The sequence below is a fragment of the Paenibacillus aestuarii genome (assembly GCF_027789125.1).
GTDB classification, from domain to species: Bacteria; Bacillota; Bacilli; order Paenibacillales; family NBRC-103111; genus Paenibacillus_E; species Paenibacillus_E aestuarii.
Window position 1 is genome coordinate 1 of record NZ_JAQFVF010000023.1, and the last position, 17,644, is coordinate 17,644.

Below are 17,644 nucleotides of genomic sequence, written 5' to 3' on the forward strand. Positions count from 1 at the left end.
GTCGCACGTGCAGTTAATTTTCGTGGAATCGTGGTCGGTAATCCAATATCCTTTACGAATGATGAAGAAGGATTTCAAAATCTTCTTCGATGGATTCATTCACTGCAAGCAGCTCATAGCCTTAGTTCGGCTATTGTTGGCATGGAACCTACCGGTCATTACTGGCTAAACGTCTCTAAATGGCTCTCCGAGCGTGAATATGAAGTTGTTCTCGTTAATCCTCATCTTGTAAAAAAGAATAAAGAAAACCGCGACAATACGCCATCAAAGAGCGACAAAAAGGATGCTCTGGTCATCGCTGACATGGTTAAGAACGGCTACTACTCATTCACTCGCAACACTCCTGAAGCCTTTGAAGAACTTCGAGTCTTTCTCTCAAACAGGGACTCTGTCGTGACGAGACTCGTTAGTGCTAAAAACCAAATCCATCGTTGGGTTGACGTTGTGTTTCCCGAGTTGCGGCAAGTCTTTAAAGACCTTATGTGCAAAGGCTCATTGGCCACATTACGACTTTTTTCAACACCTGAAGAAATGAAGAAATTAGAGCCTCAAGATGTGGTATATGGATGGAAGTCCCTAATGAAACGTCAGCCTGGCGAAAGAAAGGCTCTAGCACTAATTGCTCTTGCTAGTCATTCTGTTGGTTCTAAACAAGCTACATATGCGTACAAGCTTCATTTAAAGCAGCTTCTGGCCGAATACGATCTTGCGTGCGAGCAGCTTAAAATAGTAGAGGCAGAGATTATTACTGTTTTAGACCGCATTCCTTTTGCTAAATCAATGCTTGCTGTTAAAGGGATTAACGCGATTTCACTTGCAGGTATTCTTGGTGAAGCAGGGGATTTAAGTGGCTTTGTACACGGAAATGCATTGCTTTATTTCGAGCATTAGGACCAGAAAGATTCACAAAGTTTGGGAAAATAGACCTGAGCTTAATAGATGAATATATGGCAAGAGGGTTCATAAATAGAAGTGATTTTAACAATTATAGGAAACTGGTGAATGTGACGATAAAGTATCTCTTAATCGAAAAAAGTAAAGAAGATGCAATTTCTTGTTATTGAATGGGGGTTTAGAAATAGCAACTCAGTTATTTCAAGAAACAATTCTTGAATTTAAGCGAAGATTGTTTAATAATACAAATCTCTATCAAGTAGATAATAGAGAGATGTTTAAATGGATTTTAAATAGAGTATCATCAGAAATGTTTATTAATTATTTCTATGAATGGCTCGAGATCGCCCAGGAAGGATCTGAAAAAATAGAAACACCTAATTGGGATTATATTAGAAAAATGACGGAAAGGAGTATACCCAAAATTATTTACAAACATCTAGGGGATGTTAGCCAAAAACAGTCGATTGAAGTAATTCTCCAATGTAATAGGAGGCTAAATTTAAAAAGTTTAAAATGTTCTCTAAGTTCGATGAAAATAAGAAAGAGTATACTTCAAATGAAGTCATTTAATCCATTGAGAGTATCCATGCTAATTTTCAATAATCCAAGTGAAGAAAATAAATCAATTCGAGATTACGTTGATAAATATGTTAGAAAATTAACTATTTAAAAAAGCCACAAAAACCAAAACCATCGTCAAAATAATGGCGATGGTTTTTTGTCGGGAATGGGATAAAGTTCTTGTCATTTATGACATCAAGTTCTTGTCAACCGACAGACAAGTAGGGCACAATAACAAGGGTTTTACTCACTTTATAGACATATGTATAAAATACGGGTTTTGTGAAAAAGTATGGAGATTTGTGTTTGGGAAGCTCTCCCCTGTCTTGGAGTCGGAGTCGCTACATAGCCTATGAAGGCAACAATCGTAGGTACACTAGTCGCCTTTCGATACGATCACATGAAGACATCAAAAATCGGACAGGCTGATCTGCTGCAGCATGGCGATCACAAATTTCCGACAACGGTTAGCGTGCTGGATGTCGGCAATGGTTCCGTCTCCCAGCCAGGATACTTTAACCCAATCGTCAGTTTGGCCGACTCCAAAGCTTTGGTACAAAACCGCCGTATTGCCGGCAGCCGATGCCATTAAAAGAACTAGAAGTTGGGGAACGATCATCCCGAGCAGCAGCACGATGGCTATCTATACATTAATTTTTTCTCACAATCACGCCCTATGCAATCGTTTACAAGTTTATTCCAATATCTTTCTACAACTTAGGCCTCCCCAATTACACGCATACATTCGTCGTTTCGTATATACACAACAAAGTCCCTCCATATTTGCTTCGATGCAATCTGCTCCCTGTTTTAAACGAACGTGTCAGTTAATGGATATAAATTAAGAAATCCATTTGGCGACAAGAAAAGCAATTCCCGCTGCCAAACCACCGACCAATGTTGTTTGCCATGCACTTTTAAATGGTTTGGAGCCCGTAAATCTACCTTTGATGTAGCCAAATATAAATAATGCAACTAGTGTAGCAATAACAGATATCAGCAGAGCTGAGAATGCATTATGGATGAAAATGTAAGGTGACAATGGGATGAGTCCGCCAATGATGTACGAGAGACCGATGGTTAATGAGCTATTTCTGGCCCTTTTGGGTTCTGGTTCTTCCAGTCCAAGTTCATGTTTCATCATAAAATCAACCCATTTTTCCGGATCTTTGCTAATCGCTTCTACAGCTGAATTGACATCAGTGTCTCCAAGACCCCAGCTTCTTAGAACGTCAGCTACCTCTTCTTTTTCCTTGTCAGGAACCTCACTGACTTCTCTGCGCTCTCTTTCCAACTCGTTTGCATAGTGTTCTTGGTCCGTTCGTGCGGCCAGGTATCCACCGAGCCCCATTGCGATTGAACCTGCAGCAATTTCGGCAAGCCCAGCTATGACAACAACATTAGTTCCCGAGACAGCCCCAGACAACCCTGCGGCTAGCGCAAAAGGAACCGTTAGCCCATCAGACATGCCGATCACAATATCCCGAATAAAATCAGGAGCAGCAAAATGTTGTTCCTTGTGCTGTTTGTATGCTGTATATTCCATATTGACATCACTCCTTTTATTTATTAGAACTTAATGATGTGTTTGAGTGGGTTAATTATGTAATCTTACAATAAGTATTTGTATATATATGAAACTTATGTGGGCTATGGATCGATAGTCACTTCTAAAGCCCATCTGACGTACCATTCCTACCGTTCCGACCAAAGGACGCCGTGAACTGAAGCGTGACTTTTGCATCCATGCCTCGGATAAAATTCACGAACAGTGACTTCGAAGCTTCCGTCGCCTCAAAAACGCTTGACATTCGCCAAGTCGGGCTATTTCGTTGAAGAAAAATCCGTTCGAAATTACTCCCTTGGATTGTCGACTCATTGAATAATAACAAAAAGAAGCCTTAGAACCCGTAACATAGGAGCTAAAGACTTCTGTTTATGAAGATCATTGACTTCATTCATTATTTGATTTAATATCATTGGTTGATCGGTTAGCTTTTCCCAGGTCTAGACCGCCTTGCTGCTGTCCTGGACCTTTATGCATTTGGCTGCGGTCGGGATGCACCATCTTGCCGCCTAAATCACCTGTGTACGAAACAAGACCAACACCAATTAACATGATAAACAGATACAAAAGATTCTTACCGATATCCACTTTTTTTCTCCAAAGTATTCCTAGACGAACTAACGTTATTAAGATGGAGAGCATCATGGTTATCTTTCCATACAGTTCGTGCTGAGGAAAGAGTGGATTTCGCTCACCTTCAGGTCCTGTGATGACCGCAACAATAGCCCCCAATGTTCCCACAATAAGACAAAGAATACCCGCGGTATGCCAATCCTTTTTCTTTAAAATCATGGCTAGCAGATCAAAGACAAAACTGAACAAGAGCATGGCGATCGGGATGTGAATCACTAAAAAATGTGCATTTCGAATCAGATAACTCATGCTTTTCTCTCCCTCTCTTCATTCAAAAGTTATTTACTGTTATACCAAAATAATCTTAAAATTCTATTAAAATAATGTGAATGTTGATTCATCACCGTTTTCAGCGGGGGATTTGATCGTACGCAAGGGCTGTGGTTGACGTTAGAACACCTGCCGAATATGATCAAGGCTCGATAGACAAAGCGTTCAAAATGACGAATGACGGTCCGCGCGGCAGATTAAATGAGCCTGAAGTAGCATGATATGTAGGTGTTCTGCCAGATAGGGCTGCGTGGACTTACAGCTTTCTGGATCTTGGCTCAAAAAGGTTATAAAGCGAAAAATTTATCGGACGGTTACAAGACTTATTCCATACAATATTTCGTAAATAACAGAACAAAAAACAAAAAAGAGACCGATGCGTATCCGGTCTCTTTCCGTTAAGACATTGCTGCTTTATCTATACAAGAGATCAATCTTTTTTCTACATCCTCTGCAATGCCTTTGAGTACGCCATTATCCACCAATCCAATTAAAGCCGTTGGTTTGGGCAGACCGATTTTCGTTTTTCCCAATTCCTCATAAACGGTGATTTTACAAGGTAGGAAATATCCTATAAGAGCATTTTCACTAAGTACACGTTTTGCTTCGACAGGATTACATACCTCGAGTATGTGATAGTTCTGCTCAAGTTCTACTCCCTTCTCCCTTAACTTCTCCTGCATATCCAAATGCCATAGCACACCGAACTTTTCTTTCTTTAAATGCCGTTCCAATTTCTCTATAGTTTGAACAATTGTAAGATCAGTTTCAATCGTATAATGGAACATCCGTCTCTAACCTCTCTTTCAACAATTTCTTATTTACAATCATGTTTTCTTCACCTTATAATTCGTAGTATACAAATCGGAATTAGGAGGAATCATATTGACCTTTATAAAACTCATTACACAAGAAAAATGCCCTGTTTGCCATGAAACGTTGATCACAAACAAATCTAATGTGTTACTGTCACATATTATAAAAACTTGTCCAAAAAACCATTACGAAAAGGAATTCATCCCATCCCTAGAAGGCTATGTGGAGCATTACAGTACGCCGACAAAATAAGTATTTGCAAATACTTCATACTTATGTAAATGTAAAAAAATCATTAGCTCTCACGTGTGAGCTAATGATTTTTGCTTCATTTCGATAGTTTTCCGTTCCATGTCATGATGCCACCTTGCAGATGGGTGAGCTCACGGAAGCCGTTCTTTTGCAGTATTCTCGCCGCCTGTTTGCTTCTCATACCGCTTTGACAATATAAATAGATACTTTTCCCCGCCGGGATTTCGCTGATTCGTTGCTTGATTTGAGATAACGGAATATTAACAGCTCCGGCAATATACCCTCGCTTGACTTCACCCGGTTCCCGAACATCAACCAGCACTTTATTATGGTTTGTTTTCATTTCTTCCTGGAATTGATCCGCACTTAAGTTCTTAAGTCCTTTCACCCCGGCGAATCGTGAATAAATAAACCAAGCGAGGAGTGCGATGACCATAATTCGAACTATCAGATTTACATCCACCGATATTACCTCCTTTCCTATTGCTTATCGGCTTTTCACCAGCAATTCGATCGCCTGCTGAACAACTTTGCTTGTATCTCCTCCAGCTTCCTTCTCTTCCAAAATACATTGCTCAAGATTGACTGCAACGATGTAGGCGATGGCTTTATCCGCAGCACTCCTTACGGCAGACAATTGGGCGACAACATCTTTGCAAGGCTGCTCTTCCTCCATCATCTTCAGCACACCACGAATTTGTCCTTCTACCCGCTTTAATCTCTTTTTAACGTCCTCATCATATTGCATATTATGACCACCTTTCCTTTATACCGGTATAGGTACATTATTACCGAACGGTTTCGTAAAAACAATGCTGCTCTCCGCCTCGTTAAATAAACAAATTGACTTTGGCATCTGCAGCGTCACCCAAGTATGCGGCAACGCCTGCATATTCAATACCGTCCAGAAGCTCTTCATTCTGCAAGCCAAGCAGGTCCATCGTCATGGTGCAAGCAACCAATTTAACTCCTTGTTCCTGAGCTAATTCGATGAGCTGTGGCAGCGTCATAGCGTTGTGCTTTTTTATAACGTGCTTAATCATTTTGGGACCAAGTCCGCCAAAGTTCATTCTGGACAGACCCAGCTTGTCCGCTCCGCGGGGCATCATTTTCGCAAACATTCTCTCCAGCCAGCCTTTCTTCACGAGTACAGACTCATCCTTACGGAGCGCATTCAGGCCCCAAAACGTGAAGAAAATGGTCACCTCATGATCGTAAGCAGCAGCTCCATTGGCAATAATGAACGCAGCTATTGCTTTATCCAATTCCCCACTAAATAAGACAATCGTTGATTTTTCTTTATTCATTTAAATATCAATCCTTTCTCTTTTACATATACATGTATGGGTATAAAATCGGGATAAAAAAATATTCCTACTTACATGACCGAAGAAAACAAAGACTTTGTGGCATTTCCTCAAAATTTCGATATGCATCCATACCGTTTTCTAGATAGAAGAGATGATGATAGCCTTCTTTTTGCAGTAGTCTTGCCGCTTTTCGACATTGGTACTTTGAGTCTGCTATAATGACAATTTTATCTTCAACATACAATCCTGTTTTTTTAACATAGGGCAATCTCCCTAACGAAATAGAAATTGACCCTTTTATGTGGCCGGAATAATAATCATTCTGATCTCGGACATCAAGTATTTTTATCTTTGCATGATTTTCCTTGTTCAGAGCAGCCAATGCAGCGGCATCTATCTTTGTAAGACCTTGTATAGGCCTGATTCGTTGAATACCATAGATCACGAAGATCAGCATGAGGATAAATGTGAAAATAGTAATCTCCCTCCTTATCCTTTATACAAGAGAATTATATACCCCGATGGGTATACACTCAATCAGCAATTAGTGGCAGTATTGGAGGAAGTATAAAGATGATCCAGAATATTTACTCCCCTTCTGGAGAAGGCTAATTGAACGTCTTCTTTCGGTGCCATCGATATATATAAAAACGGGTGGCTGACACCAAACATCGCGCAAGGCAATAACTTTTTTAGTATCTATTAGGCTTCCCCTACGTTCTCGCTTCATCAAAATCAAAGAGAATATAAACCTCATCTTTTGATGAAATGTTCAAGCGCTCGTGTGCATGACTTCATTTATCTTTTAAAAAAGCCGCCACTATCGTGGCAGCCAATTTATTTTCAGGAGCCTTTCTTTACAACAAAGGTAAATATACCGTTGTCCTCTCGTGATTTCAGCAGTTCATGATTGGTTTGATTGACCCATGCCTGGAAATCCTTCATAGAGCCCTTGTCAGTCGTTTGCAGCTCCATGGTTTGTCCGGGTTCGAGCGTGTCGATTCCCTTCTTTGCCTTTACAATTGGCATCGGACATGCGAGTCCTTTTGCGTCTACAACCAAGTTTGCCATATGTGTATCTCTCCTTATATATTGATGATGAACAGCGCAGCGATTCGGGCCAGAAACATTCATCAACTCGACCCGCAATCACTCGATTCTCCATCTTTCAAATTCCTTGTTATTGCGCATCTTCAGAATAAACACAATACTACCAACGTTCATCTTAGCTAACAGCTGCTCGCAGTGATCAAGAAGCATTAGACATACTCACTCTTTCGAATGTTCACATTAAAAGTTCAAGCTCACTTGCGCATCAAAGGCAAAATCCAGGAATGTCGCTGCGCCGCCCAGATCGATCCCGTCAATAAAATGTTCCGGCTGCAGTCCCATGACGTCTATCGTCATTTGGCAGCCAATGAGGCGCACTCCGGATTCTTTTGCGATTTCCATAAGCTCACCGATCGATGGAACATTCGCTTTCTTGAAGCCTTCAGCTAAACCTTCGTTGCCAGGCTTCAGTTGAAGCAATTGCTCCGATTGTTTGTGTATAATGGAGAGCCCTTCAAAGGTGAAAAAGATTGCGACTTCGGCATCGAGCGCCGCCGCGGCTGTGGCAATATTCAGAACCTTATAAGCGGTCTCCAGACCACCGGAAGATGCAATAAGAGCTACTTTTTTGTTTGCCATGATATTCAGTCTCCTTTAATTAAATAAATTTGATTTAATCTATCTCTAGTTCGTGCGTCCACTCAGACATGCCGGGAATTACATTTTTGATTTGGGAAAACCCATTTTCAGTCAGAACCTGGCAAACCATATCGCTTCGGTTTCCAGAACGGCACACGACGTAGTATTCCTTATTTGGATCCAGCGACGCAAGCTGCTCTTCTAGCTGGCCCATGGGGATCGAGATCGCACCCGGGATGCGTCCGAATGCATATTCCGCAGGTTCCCGAACATCGATGATGTTCAGCTTGATTCCTGATGAAATTTTGGAATAAATCTCTTCATTCGTTGTTGTATGCGGGTGTTTTTTCTCCGCTTTCGTATCGGCAGCTTCGGCTTTGCGAATAAAGTGGCGAAATACGCCATCTTCTTCTTTTAAGCCTAAATATTGATGCCCGGTACGACTTGCCCAGCCCTTTAGATCTGCGACTGATCCTTTATCTGTTGCTCGGACTTCCAATACTTCGCCGGGTTTCATTTCATCGACGGCTTTCTTGGTTCTAACTACTGGCAGTGGACAAGCTAGCCCTTCACATTCCAAAGTGCGATCTACCTGCAATGTTGTCATGATAAACCTCCCATTTTTTAAAATGCTTAGACCCCGTAAACGATATCTCCAGACCACTTCGACATGCCGCCTGGCATGTTGATCACGTTATACCCCATCGAAGAAAGGAAAGCGCAGGCTTGACCGCTTCGATTACCGCTGCGGCAGACGACGATAGTTTCCTGCCTCGGATCCATTTCATTTAACGCCCTTGCGATTTGTCCGAGCGGAATATGCTTGGCTCCCGGGATGTGTCCGGATTCCCATTCTTCAGGCTCGCGAACATCTAGAATTACGACATTCTCTTTTCTTTTCATTCGCTCCAGAACTTCTTCCGGCAATTGCTCTTTGTACATTTTGTTTCTCCTCCTTCTGAAATCTGATAATTTGATTCATGCGTCATGAACCGCGCAGCGATTCGGTCCAATCTCCATTTCCCGTTGCTCCTCTTCCGATGGAGTGATCTTCCCCATGTTTGTTTGACGAATTTCTTGATAAGCATTCGGCTGCGGTGGCAAATTCTCGGTAACCGTTCTGCGGAATGTGGAAGTGTCTTGAATATTCAATCCTGGATTTTCCTTATATAGGTCGCCAAGACGTGCTGATACCTTCCCCCCTTCACCTAGTTCCGTGAATTTACCGAAATGGGCGGGAAGTACAACAAGTTCTTCAGACAGCTGCTTATAGCGCTCATATAGCGTTGTTCTTAGATCCGTTACCCAGTCCTCTGCCTTGCCGGCTAGATCGGGTCGCCCAATAGATTTCACGAACAAAATATCACCGGACAGCAGATACCGATCGTCCACAATTAAGGATGTACTCCCAATCGTATGACCTGGTGAGTATACCGGTTGAATCTTGATTTGTGTATTGCCTACCACGATGGATTTGCTTTCCTCGAGCTTTTCATAGTCGAAAACCACTTCATCAGCATCTTTTGGCGGCAGCCAGTACGTTCCACCTGATTGTTCGGCTAATTGCCGCCCTCCGGAAATGTGATCAGCATGAAGATGCGTGTCAATGGTATGCTTGATTTTCAAATTGTTCTTTTGGGCATAATCCACAAAAACATCTGTCATACGAACTGCATCAATAACTGCCGCTTCTCCGTTAGAAATCACCATATAAGAGAGGCAACCTTTTCCGATGCGGACAAATTGGACGATTTCACCGCCGCTCTTCAAATCACCTATCTTAACAGGCTCCAAATGCTCACTCCACGATTTCATCCCTCCTACCAAATAGGAAACATGTTGCTTCCCTGCTTCAACCAACTGTTCAGCGACGAATTTTGAAGAACCTTCTTTGGCACATACGACTAGCACTTCTTGATTGTCCTGAATCAGGTGTAGAACCGCTTCAACTCCGTCAATCAAATCAAAATACGGTTTGTTGATGACCTTTACCTGATTGCCTTCGATTTTCCAATCGTTAAAGTCACTCTCATTACGCACATCCAAGATAAAAAGCGGCTCGTGATTCAGCACTTTTTTTGTCAGCTGCGCCGCGGTCATTCCTTGAAGTTGAACTTGATTTGTCAATTTGATTGCCCCCTTAGAATAGAATCGACATCCATATTTTGATTACAGTAGCGGTGATTAGCACTGCCAAAATCCATTGAAGAATTTTCGTATTCATTTTTTTGCTTAGCTTTGCTCCTAGTGGAGATGCAATTAAACTTGCTGCCACAAGGGCAACCGACGGAATCAGCAGCATATGCCCGCCCATCAACTTACCTGCCGTCGAACCGATAGAGGAAATAAATGTAATAGCCAGTGACGATGCAATCGCAATTCTAGTCGGTATCTTCAAAACAACGAGCATGACCGGTACGGTGATAAAAGCACCGGCGGCGCCGACAATTCCCGATACCGCACCGATGATTAAAGCGAGAATAACGGCCAATGGTTTGTTGAATGTAACCTGACTGACATCTTGACCTTCCAGTCCCTTCTTGGGCAAAAACATCATGACAGCTGCAATGAGTGCGAGAACCGCATATACCATATTGATCGCTGAGCTTGGAAGCGAATTGGATATAAAGCTACCCAAAAAACTGCCAGCAATGATGGAAATGCCCATATAGAGAACAAGTTGCTTATGAAGAAGTCCTCCCTTGCGAAAAACCAACATTCCCATCATTGTCGCAAAAAAAACCTGAACCGCACTAATCGCTGAAACTTCCTGGGCTGAAAAGGCTGCAAAGCCGAGAAGCGGCGGGATAAACAAGAGCATCGGATAGTTAATAATCGACCCACCGATTCCCACCATCCCCGAGATAAATGAACCCAGGAAGCCGATCGCGAAAATGGTCAAAATCCATGCCAATTCCATTTACCTCCTGCCTTTCTAATATCAATATTTTTATCATGCTATAAACCACATCAATAATACCCTATGGGGTATATTTTAGACCAAAAAAAATTTCCATTTTCATTGTGCAGATATCTTTTAATTTCTGGGTATACTTCGAAGTATTATTAGTAATACTTCTTTTGAGATTTTTCAACAGTCCCATGCTAAATTATTATTATTAAAATTAATAGCCGATACCGCCTCCTTTTAATGTACACATACAAAGTCATTAATATACCCATACCCGTTGGGGTATAAACATACTATAAACATTTCGTATCTGTTCGTCAAGGTTCCTGTGGCATAAAAAATAAAGATTACACAATTCCAAATGGTGAATCGGGTGATGAGTTATATGACAATTAAGACAAGAGAAGATATTTGGCAGGTGAATGACGATCTCATTTTGGCTGAGACTGTAATAAGTCATGTTAGAAACGGGAGCACTCAATTAGCGGCGTTTGAAGATGGTGGCACTTCAAATTAACTGTCAGTTACTTCAATGGCCATCCTCCGCGAAAGTTCTGAAACTGTAACAGAGCAGTCAAATACCTCATATCATGACATCAAGCCACAAAAACGATAATGCAAGGATGAGATGCATGTTGGTAAGCAAATGGCGGCAGCCTGAAGCCGTTGGAAATGTGGGATCTGTTTGGCCGCCCGGGTTTACCGGTGTGAAGATCTACGGGAGTCTTCCTTCGGGAGTACACTTCTACGGACCTGTACACAGTTACCACCATCTTCCGTATTATTTTAATGCACCAATGTACCTGGGCTTTCCTAGCGTCGGCAATTATTATTATTAATAAAATAACACTGCCTGTACAGAAATCGTTAGTGATTCATGAAGGAAGCACTACCAAACAAATGCTATCCTGTTAATCAATTGTCGGTATCCGTGATGCGGGTTTTTCCAGGCGGGATTTTATTTTGTGTACGCTTACATCCCGTTGCTGTTTATTCTCTACTTGATCCGCGGCAAAAGAAAAGCGAAGCTGAATGTGGCTTAATTCAGCTTCGCTTTATGTCTCTTGTTTAGGGATGATTTCAATCAGCTGCAGCAAATCCTACAGGTTCCTACTTAAATCCTTAAAAAGACAGCAACACCAATAGGCGGTTATTCCCGTTATTTCACAATTACATAACAATCTCAAGCCCCTGGCCGACAGGCTGAACCGTCTCCAGAACGCGCTGGGTTATTTCATTCCCATCAAAGAATCAATTACCTAAGCGGACAACTCTTGTCCAGCCAAGCACCCGAACACATGGATCCAATCAATTGCCGATCCGGTGTTTGTTGTTTTTACAGTTTATACTTCGAGACGGCCGTCTCCAAACCTACGTTTCTTTGCTTTAAAGCAAATCAATAGAATGAACAACGGTCGTCTGAAAACAGATGCCGTTTTCAGCTCGATTATGTAATAACCTACACCATAAGCAACACCAACCCTTATCTTGAGCTTCAAGCTGAACACCCGCATTCTATCATGACTCCTTCCGAAAGTGTTACAATGCACCGATTGCATGTGCAGCAAGTACGGCTACGATGATAAGAGAAATCGAGGATTGTGTGTTCATTAGAAGTTTTGCTCGCCTAGACAAGACCAGTGTATCTGTTGGTCCTAATGCTGCACTCGTATTAAATGCTAGGAATAAATAATCCAATAATGTGGGTTTCCAATTCGCCCACAAATCTGATTCGAACATCATTTGAGGGTAAAGAAAGTCAATTGGTTGTGTCTTGCTCACATGTCTTAAATAAGGTCCGCCTTGATCAATCTCCCAATACCATGCCCCAAATACAGAGACATTGGTTACCCATAAAATGGCTGCATCCATCAGCAAATTCATCGCACTTTCATTGGTATGTGTAAATAAGCCATAAACTAAAAAACCTACACTGCTTATCAATCCAATCGTAACCATACCGGTTATAATTAACGCAATAACACGAGTCATTTTTTGATGAGATTTTTTAATAGAAATCAACATCGGAATCAATAAAACCAATGTGATCACAGGTATAAGCCAACTTGGACCGATTGTAATTCTTTCTGAAAGTACGCTGAGAAGTCCCCCAATGATAAAAATTGCAATGAAGAACGACCATCGCGGCACATTTCCAACATATTGTTGCGATTGGTTTACGTTGGAGCCTAAATCATTATGATCTTCCACTTAACATCCCTCCTCATAACCGATCTGTTTATTATTTCCCAAAAACAAGATTTTCCACAATAAATAACCGTTTAAAGCCCTTTTGCTGGCAGTAAACGGTCAATTAGAATCACAATTTGAGTGCGAAGCACAATAGCTGAGTGATAAACCTACTCGTCCCGCTTCCTATATATTCCACATAAAAATCGCCTGGAGCCGCTATCATGCGGCGATGCCCCAGCATCTTCTGCCATTGATTTAATAACACTAGTTATAATGGGAGTAATCATATGGGTAAAAACAATGCTCAAGAAAACCCAAGATGAATTTATTTTTTATAGCCCCCAAAGAGTAGTTATTGCGAATTTGAGAATCGTTTTAGGCTTATATAATATCTAACATTAATCTACACATCCTTTGTCATAAGGTATTTACTGATAGACATACATATTATCATTGGAATTCCATCAGTTTTGTCCTGGTTGAGGTAGGTCCCAAAAAGTGATTTCTGATTTTTTAATAGAAAGGAATTTACAATCATATGAACAGTTACGTTATAATTGCAAGTTTTCTCGGCACTACTGTTGAGTTTGTCGAGGCTTTAACTATCGTGCTAGCTGTTGGAGTCGTCAGGGGCTGGAAGAGCTCATTATCAGGAATGGTAGTTGCTGTCGCGCTTTTGGTTGCTTTAGTTGCGTTGTTTGGCTTGCCATTAATGCAAGTAGTAAGGTTGGAAGCCTTTCAACTGGTTATCGGGATTCTTATGCTGCTCTTCGGCATGCGTTGGCTCCGCAAAGCAATTCTGCGATATTCCGGATTAAAAGCACTGCATCTTGAAGATAAAGCTTATCAAGAAGAGTTGGAACGGCAGAGTAGCAGTAACGTCTCGGCGGGCCAAATGGATTGGTTCGGTTTTGCCACTTCTTTTAATATTGTGCTTTTGGAAGGCATAGAGGCCGTTTTTATCGTGATTACCTTCGGTTTAGCGGCGAACTCCCTCTCTTCAGCCATAGCGGGCAGCTTGATTGGGTTGCTAGTCGTTGTAATCGCAGGCGTTCTACTGCGTAAGCCGTTAGCTATGATCCCTGAAAATACCATGAAATTCATTGTTGGTCTTATGTTGAGTGGATTTGGAATTTTCTGGGTTGGTGAGGGTATTGGCGTTAATTGGTGGCATGCGGATGTATCCATCTTGGTCATCACTTTGGTGCTGCTTGTTATTTCCTTCCTATCTGTTAACTTTTTGTCCCGCAAACACAAAGGAAAACATATTTCTAAGAAAGCGATAGGTGAACGTGCATGAAGGCAGCACTCCAAATGGTAATTGGTCTTATTTTCGATGATTGGTGGCTAGGCATTGGTTTATTGGTATCGATTGCTCTTTCTTACTTTGCCATCAGAAATGGAATGAACCTTCAATATGCGGGATGGATGCTCTTGCTTCTCATCGTAGCTACCTTACTTCTCAGTTTGATCATGGAATTTCGAAAGAAATCGAAGTCATTATCCTAATTAAGAACGCCTCTTTTAGGGGAATAATGCTTCGCAGTCAAACCAAATAAGATTAAAAACGGAAAGAGCCCCGGTAAGAGCTCTTTTCCATTTTTAACCTTATTTGGCATTCAACGCTTTATCAACGAATTCAGTTGTATACGTTTGATCGAGCTTAATGCCAGCATCCTTCAGTTTAGGATTAAATGCACTGAGTACCTCAAGCACTTTTTCAGGAGCGTCGGAAGGCATTTTTCCGTCCGGTGTAAACATCGGTAAAGTGCCTTTCAATGCAGTCAAATACATGTCCTTATCGCCTGCATAATATTCTTTCGGCAGTTTATCGGCGATTTCCTCAGGCGTATGCGTATTAATCCATTTCATTGTCTTTACAAAGGCATTCGCCAAATGCTGCGTAACATCAGGATGAGCTTTTACGTATGAAGCTTGCATGTATAGTGAAGTAGCCGGATAGTTACCGCCTAACGCTTGCTTCGTCCCCTCCACCGTGTTCATATCGACGAGAACGGAGGCAATATTTTTGGAGACGAGCAGGGATACCGTCGGTTCAGTCGTTACAGCCAAGTCAATTTTCCCCTGCTGCATTGCTGCAATTAAGGTTTGCCCTGCCCCAACAGGTACCGGTGTATAATCTTTGGTTGTATTCCCGCCTTTAGTTACCAGGTAGTTTGCAAGGAAGTTCGTTGAAGAACCGAGCCCGGTAACCCCGATCGTATGACCTTTTAAATCAGCCAGGCCTTTGATTTGATCTTTTAATTTATTGGATACCATAAGCCGCTCTCCTGGAATCCCTGCCATTTGTACGACGGATTCAAGAATCTTTCCTTTGGATTGCATGTCGATCGTATGGTCATAGAATCCGCCTACCCCTTGCACTTCTCCGGCAATCAGAGATTCCTCCGCAGATTGTCCAGCGGCTTCATTCACTAATTCTACAGTAAGTCCCTCATCTTTGAAATAACCCAAACTTTCCGTGAGTTTATACGGCAGATAGATAACCTTTTCCAAGCCTCCGACCATGATCGTTACTTTCGGCATTGGAGCTGCTGCCGGTGTGGACGCACTCGTTTCAGCGGGTTTGGCCGAATCCGCAGGCTTAACAGGTTCTTTACTTGGCGCAGCAGCCTGCTGAGCAGCCCCACATCCTGTTGCAATCATGGCTAGAATAGCGACGCTGGACATCCCAACTACAATCTTTTGGCTTTTTCTCATCGTTCTTACCCCTTTTCATATGAGATTTTATTATTTATTGGCGGACAAAGCGCCAAGCAATAAACCTTTTTTCCAACTTGCCAACTGCCCAATTCGCGGCTAATGCGGTAATTGAAAGCAATACCATACCAGCAAAAACACCTGCAGTGTCGAAGGCACCCTGGGCTTGCGAGATCAAAAACCCAAGACCTTTGGTAGCGCCGATGAACTCGCCAACAACAGCACCAACGAGAGCAAAGCCGAAGCTGGAATGCAGACTGGATAATATCCACGTTAATGCAGAAGGAATAATAACATGTCTCGCAAGCTGTCTATTGTTGGCGCCCAACAGCCGTGCATTGTTAACTAAGTTCTTATCGACTTCGCGTACACCCTGGAAAGCATTGAAAAAGACAACGAAGAAAGTTAATGTGACACCAAGAGCAACTTTGGACGGCATTCCCAATCCAAGCCACAGAATAAAAATGGGAGCAAGAACCACACGTGGAAGCGCATTCAACATTTGGATGTAAGGACCGAAAACAACGGATAAAATTTCATTCCTCCCGAGCAAATAGCCTCCGATTACGCCTAAGGCAACCCCTATGACAAACGAAAGTATCGTTTCCTCAAAGGTTACAATGAAATGGACATATAAAGGACCCTGGCTCGTGCCATTCTGAAACCAATCTGCGATGTGCAGTAGTATTTCCGATGGGCTAGAGAAGAAAAATTTATCGATGATTTGTCTATCTGCTAGAAACTCCCACAGTCCAAAAATAATGATGGCCAGAATTATTTGAAGAGTTAGGTTGCGCGCTCTGATCTTTAATACCTTTTTACGCATTTCTCTCTTCCTTGAGTCGATTTCTTCCTTCGTGTTGTTATTTATGGCCGACACTGTGTGCATAGCTGATCATCACCTCATCCCTTAAATCATTCCAAATTTGCTCATGAAGTCTCATAAACGCCGGATCAAACCGAATTTCTGCCACATTGCGCGGCCGCGGCAGATCGATACGATAATCGCCCTTCACGGTCGCCGCAGGACCTGCACTCAAAACAACGACACGGTCGCTGAGCGCAATGGCCTCTTCCAGATCATGGGTAATAAAGAAGACCGAAGCTGAGGTCTCTTCCCATATCTTGAGAAGCTCATTTTCCATCAAATGGCGTGTATGCACATCGAGCGCGGAGAACGATTCGTCCATCAGCAATATTTGCGGCTGCACGATGAGCGTTTGAGCTAAAGCGACGCGTTTTCTCATTCCGCCGGACAATTGATGAGGATAGTGGCCCTCAAATCCTTTCAACCCTACAATCTCAATCCATTTTCTTGCTTCATCATAGGCTTTGCGCTTATCCGTACCTCTTAACCTTAAGCCTAAGGATACATTTTCAATCACCGTTTTCCAGGGGAACGCATTTTCAGTTTGGAAAACGCAAGCGGCTAATCGATTGATCCTATCTAGCAGTTCATTTTGAATCCGGATCGTACCTTTCGTTGGCGATTCAAATCCTGCGATTAAACTTAACGTTGTCGACTTCCCGCAGCCTGTCGGGCCTACAATGGAAACAAATTCGCCTTTTCCTACGGTTAAGTTGATGTCGCGGAGCACCGTATGGACTTCGCCGGACGGTTTCAAAAATTCTTTGGAAACTCCTATTAATTCGATCATAGGCTTAACATTGGCTTTAGCTTCATATCGAACGTGTTCCGACTCTGTATTCATTTCTTGTTGCCTCCTGTCTTGCATTTTTTGATTGATAGCGTTTACAATTTTGAGTATAGTGGAACATAAAGAAAGCGTATACATTGTGCTGAAAAATTCATTATTTCCAATA

Annotated in this window: 23 protein-coding genes and 1 pseudogene; 7 read left to right on the plus strand and 17 right to left on the minus strand. The window is 42.2% G+C overall.

All coding sequences use genetic code 11. From position 1 onward, the window contains the following. The 3 genes and pseudogenes from O9139_RS08565 to O9139_RS08575 all read left to right on the plus strand — a co-directional run. Positions 1–876 (plus strand): annotated as a pseudogene (locus O9139_RS08565) (IS110 family transposase); the annotation flags it as partial. Between the two features lie 178 nt (positions 877–1,054). Then, on the plus strand, positions 1,055–1,567 hold the full coding sequence (locus tag O9139_RS08570) for a hypothetical protein (protein ID WP_270879047.1): 513 nt from the start codon (positions 1,055–1,057) through the stop codon (positions 1,565–1,567). A gap of 243 nt (positions 1,568–1,810) precedes the next feature. Beyond that, the gene (locus tag O9139_RS08575) at positions 1,811–2,050 is read left to right on the plus strand and encodes a hypothetical protein (protein WP_270879048.1); all 240 of its coding nucleotides are present in this window, start codon (positions 1,811–1,813) and stop codon (positions 2,048–2,050) included. A 249-nt stretch (positions 2,051–2,299) separates the two neighbouring features. Here O9139_RS08575 and O9139_RS08580 read toward each other — a convergent pair whose 3' ends face one another. From O9139_RS08580 to O9139_RS08645, 13 genes are all read right to left on the minus strand, one after another. Further along, positions 2,300–3,004, minus strand: a complete 705-nt coding sequence (locus tag O9139_RS08580; protein WP_270879049.1) for a VIT1/CCC1 transporter family protein — start codon at positions 3,002–3,004, stop codon at positions 2,300–2,302. Positions 3,005–3,412: 408 nt separating this feature from the next. Further along, a complete protein-coding gene (locus tag O9139_RS08585; RefSeq protein WP_270879050.1) occupies positions 3,413–3,907 on the minus strand; it encodes a DUF2231 domain-containing protein in 495 nt (164 codons plus the stop codon). A 419-nt stretch (positions 3,908–4,326) separates the two neighbouring features. Further along, positions 4,327–4,716 carry a DUF302 domain-containing protein gene (locus O9139_RS08590; RefSeq protein WP_270879051.1) on the minus strand — a complete coding sequence of 130 codons (390 nt, stop codon included), beginning with the start codon at positions 4,714–4,716 and terminating at the stop codon, positions 4,327–4,329. Between the two features lie 356 nt (positions 4,717–5,072). After that, positions 5,073–5,459 (minus strand): rhodanese-like domain-containing protein, encoded by a 387-nt coding sequence (locus O9139_RS08600; protein ID WP_270879053.1) that lies wholly within the window; start codon positions 5,457–5,459, stop codon positions 5,073–5,075. A gap of 24 nt (positions 5,460–5,483) precedes the next feature. Next, positions 5,484–5,744 (minus strand): metal-sensitive transcriptional regulator, encoded by a 261-nt coding sequence (locus O9139_RS08605; protein ID WP_270879054.1) that lies wholly within the window; start codon positions 5,742–5,744, stop codon positions 5,484–5,486. 82 nt (positions 5,745–5,826) lie between these two features. Then, positions 5,827–6,303, minus strand: a complete 477-nt coding sequence (locus tag O9139_RS08610; RefSeq protein ID WP_270879055.1) for a DsrE/DsrF/DrsH-like family protein — start codon at positions 6,301–6,303, stop codon at positions 5,827–5,829. A 67-nt stretch (positions 6,304–6,370) separates the two neighbouring features. Further along, positions 6,371–6,751 carry a rhodanese-like domain-containing protein gene (locus O9139_RS08615; RefSeq protein WP_270879056.1) on the minus strand — a complete coding sequence of 127 codons (381 nt, stop codon included), beginning with the start codon at positions 6,749–6,751 and terminating at the stop codon, positions 6,371–6,373. Positions 6,752–7,149: 398 nt separating this feature from the next. Next, positions 7,150–7,377, minus strand: a complete 228-nt coding sequence (locus O9139_RS08620; RefSeq protein WP_270879057.1) for a sulfurtransferase TusA family protein — start codon at positions 7,375–7,377, stop codon at positions 7,150–7,152. Between the two features lie 219 nt (positions 7,378–7,596). Further along, positions 7,597–7,995, minus strand: a complete 399-nt coding sequence (locus O9139_RS08625; RefSeq protein WP_270879058.1) for a DsrE/DsrF/DrsH-like family protein — start codon at positions 7,993–7,995, stop codon at positions 7,597–7,599. A gap of 34 nt (positions 7,996–8,029) precedes the next feature. Beyond that, positions 8,030–8,602, minus strand: a complete 573-nt coding sequence (locus O9139_RS08630) for a sulfurtransferase TusA family protein (RefSeq protein ID WP_270879059.1) — start codon at positions 8,600–8,602, stop codon at positions 8,030–8,032. A 26-nt stretch (positions 8,603–8,628) separates the two neighbouring features. Further along, entirely contained in the window at positions 8,629–8,937 is a 309-nt protein-coding gene (locus tag O9139_RS08635) for a rhodanese-like domain-containing protein (protein ID WP_270879060.1), read from the minus strand. Between the two features lie 36 nt (positions 8,938–8,973). Then, positions 8,974–10,095, minus strand: a complete 1,122-nt coding sequence (locus O9139_RS08640) for an MBL fold metallo-hydrolase (RefSeq protein WP_270879452.1) — start codon at positions 10,093–10,095, stop codon at positions 8,974–8,976. Between the two features lie 40 nt (positions 10,096–10,135). Next, a complete protein-coding gene (locus tag O9139_RS08645) occupies positions 10,136–10,915 on the minus strand; it encodes a sulfite exporter TauE/SafE family protein (protein ID WP_270879061.1) in 780 nt (259 codons plus the stop codon). Positions 10,916–11,291: 376 nt separating this feature from the next. Between O9139_RS08645 and O9139_RS08650 the strand changes: the two genes are divergently transcribed. Both O9139_RS08650 and O9139_RS08655 read left to right on the plus strand, forming a co-directional pair. Beyond that, the gene (locus O9139_RS08650) at positions 11,292–11,423 is read left to right on the plus strand and encodes a hypothetical protein (RefSeq protein ID WP_270879469.1); all 132 of its coding nucleotides are present in this window, start codon (positions 11,292–11,294) and stop codon (positions 11,421–11,423) included. 115 nt (positions 11,424–11,538) lie between these two features. Continuing rightward, positions 11,539–11,745: a hypothetical protein gene (locus O9139_RS08655; protein ID WP_270879062.1), complete on the plus strand. Its 207-nt coding sequence runs from the start codon at positions 11,539–11,541 to the stop codon at positions 11,743–11,745. A gap of 700 nt (positions 11,746–12,445) precedes the next feature. On the opposite strand, the gene O9139_RS08660 is transcribed toward O9139_RS08655, so the two are convergent. Continuing rightward, positions 12,446–13,117 (minus strand): DUF1345 domain-containing protein, encoded by a 672-nt coding sequence (locus tag O9139_RS08660; RefSeq protein WP_270879063.1) that lies wholly within the window; start codon positions 13,115–13,117, stop codon positions 12,446–12,448. 520 nt (positions 13,118–13,637) lie between these two features. Between O9139_RS08660 and O9139_RS08665 the strand changes: the two genes are divergently transcribed. Continuing rightward, entirely contained in the window at positions 13,638–14,399 is a 762-nt protein-coding gene (locus tag O9139_RS08665) for a COG4280 domain-containing protein (RefSeq protein ID WP_270879064.1), read from the plus strand. Beyond that, the gene (locus tag O9139_RS08670) at positions 14,396–14,608 is read left to right on the plus strand and encodes a hypothetical protein (protein ID WP_270879065.1); all 213 of its coding nucleotides are present in this window, start codon (positions 14,396–14,398) and stop codon (positions 14,606–14,608) included. Before O9139_RS08665 ends, O9139_RS08670 begins: the two co-directional genes overlap by 4 nt. A gap of 99 nt (positions 14,609–14,707) precedes the next feature. Here O9139_RS08670 and O9139_RS08675 read toward each other — a convergent pair whose 3' ends face one another. Genes O9139_RS08675 through O9139_RS08685 form a run of 3 tightly spaced genes read right to left on the minus strand, consistent with a single transcriptional unit; the run spans position 14,708 to position 17,532 of the window. Next, the gene (locus O9139_RS08675; protein WP_270879066.1) at positions 14,708–15,820 is read right to left on the minus strand and encodes an ABC transporter substrate-binding protein; all 1,113 of its coding nucleotides are present in this window, start codon (positions 15,818–15,820) and stop codon (positions 14,708–14,710) included. Positions 15,821–15,854: 34 nt separating this feature from the next. Further along, on the minus strand, positions 15,855–16,646 hold the full coding sequence (locus O9139_RS08680; protein WP_270879067.1) for an ABC transporter permease: 792 nt from the start codon (positions 16,644–16,646) through the stop codon (positions 15,855–15,857). A gap of 37 nt (positions 16,647–16,683) precedes the next feature. Continuing rightward, positions 16,684–17,532, minus strand: coding sequence for an ABC transporter ATP-binding protein (locus O9139_RS08685; protein WP_270879068.1), 849 nt, complete (start codon positions 17,530–17,532; stop codon positions 16,684–16,686). Positions 17,533–17,644: the final 112 nt, after the last annotated feature.

Bases quoted from the DNA above. Each gene is read 5' to 3' on its own strand.
- O9139_RS08685 (WP_270879068.1), bottom strand. From the start codon at position 17,532: ATGAATACAGAGTCGGAACACGTTCGATATGAAGCTAAAGCCAATGTT.
- O9139_RS08655 (WP_270879062.1), top strand. From the start codon at position 11,539: ATGTTGGTAAGCAAATGGCGGCAGCCTGAAGCCGTTGGAAATGTGGGA.
- O9139_RS08605 (WP_270879054.1), bottom strand. From the start codon at position 5,744: ATGCAATATGATGAGGACGTTAAAAAGAGATTAAAGCGGGTAGAAGGA.
- O9139_RS08580 (WP_270879049.1), bottom strand. From the start codon at position 3,004: ATGGAATATACAGCATACAAACAGCACAAGGAACAACATTTTGCTGCT.
- O9139_RS08635 (WP_270879060.1), bottom strand. From the start codon at position 8,937: ATGTACAAAGAGCAATTGCCGGAAGAAGTTCTGGAGCGAATGAAAAGA.
- O9139_RS08680 (WP_270879067.1), bottom strand. From the start codon at position 16,646: ATGCGTAAAAAGGTATTAAAGATCAGAGCGCGCAACCTAACTCTTCAA.
- O9139_RS08665 (WP_270879064.1), top strand. From the start codon at position 13,638: ATGAACAGTTACGTTATAATTGCAAGTTTTCTCGGCACTACTGTTGAG.
- O9139_RS08650 (WP_270879469.1), top strand. From the start codon at position 11,292: ATGACAATTAAGACAAGAGAAGATATTTGGCAGGTGAATGACGATCTC.
- O9139_RS08675 (WP_270879066.1), bottom strand. From the start codon at position 15,820: ATGAGAAAAAGCCAAAAGATTGTAGTTGGGATGTCCAGCGTCGCTATT.
- O9139_RS08620 (WP_270879057.1), bottom strand. From the start codon at position 7,377: ATGGCAAACTTGGTTGTAGACGCAAAAGGACTCGCATGTCCGATGCCA.
- O9139_RS08670 (WP_270879065.1), top strand. From the start codon at position 14,396: ATGAAGGCAGCACTCCAAATGGTAATTGGTCTTATTTTCGATGATTGG.
- O9139_RS08590 (WP_270879051.1), bottom strand. From the start codon at position 4,716: ATGTTCCATTATACGATTGAAACTGATCTTACAATTGTTCAAACTATA.
- O9139_RS08630 (WP_270879059.1), bottom strand. From the start codon at position 8,602: ATGACAACATTGCAGGTAGATCGCACTTTGGAATGTGAAGGGCTAGCT.
- O9139_RS08645 (WP_270879061.1), bottom strand. From the start codon at position 10,915: ATGGAATTGGCATGGATTTTGACCATTTTCGCGATCGGCTTCCTGGGT.
- O9139_RS08610 (WP_270879055.1), bottom strand. From the start codon at position 6,303: ATGAATAAAGAAAAATCAACGATTGTCTTATTTAGTGGGGAATTGGAT.
- O9139_RS08640 (WP_270879452.1), bottom strand. From the start codon at position 10,095: ATGACCGCGGCGCAGCTGACAAAAAAAGTGCTGAATCACGAGCCGCTT.
- O9139_RS08585 (WP_270879050.1), bottom strand. From the start codon at position 3,907: ATGAGTTATCTGATTCGAAATGCACATTTTTTAGTGATTCACATCCCG.
- O9139_RS08575 (WP_270879048.1), top strand. From the start codon at position 1,811: ATGAAGGCAACAATCGTAGGTACACTAGTCGCCTTTCGATACGATCAC.
- O9139_RS08625 (WP_270879058.1), bottom strand. From the start codon at position 7,995: ATGGCAAACAAAAAAGTAGCTCTTATTGCATCTTCCGGTGGTCTGGAG.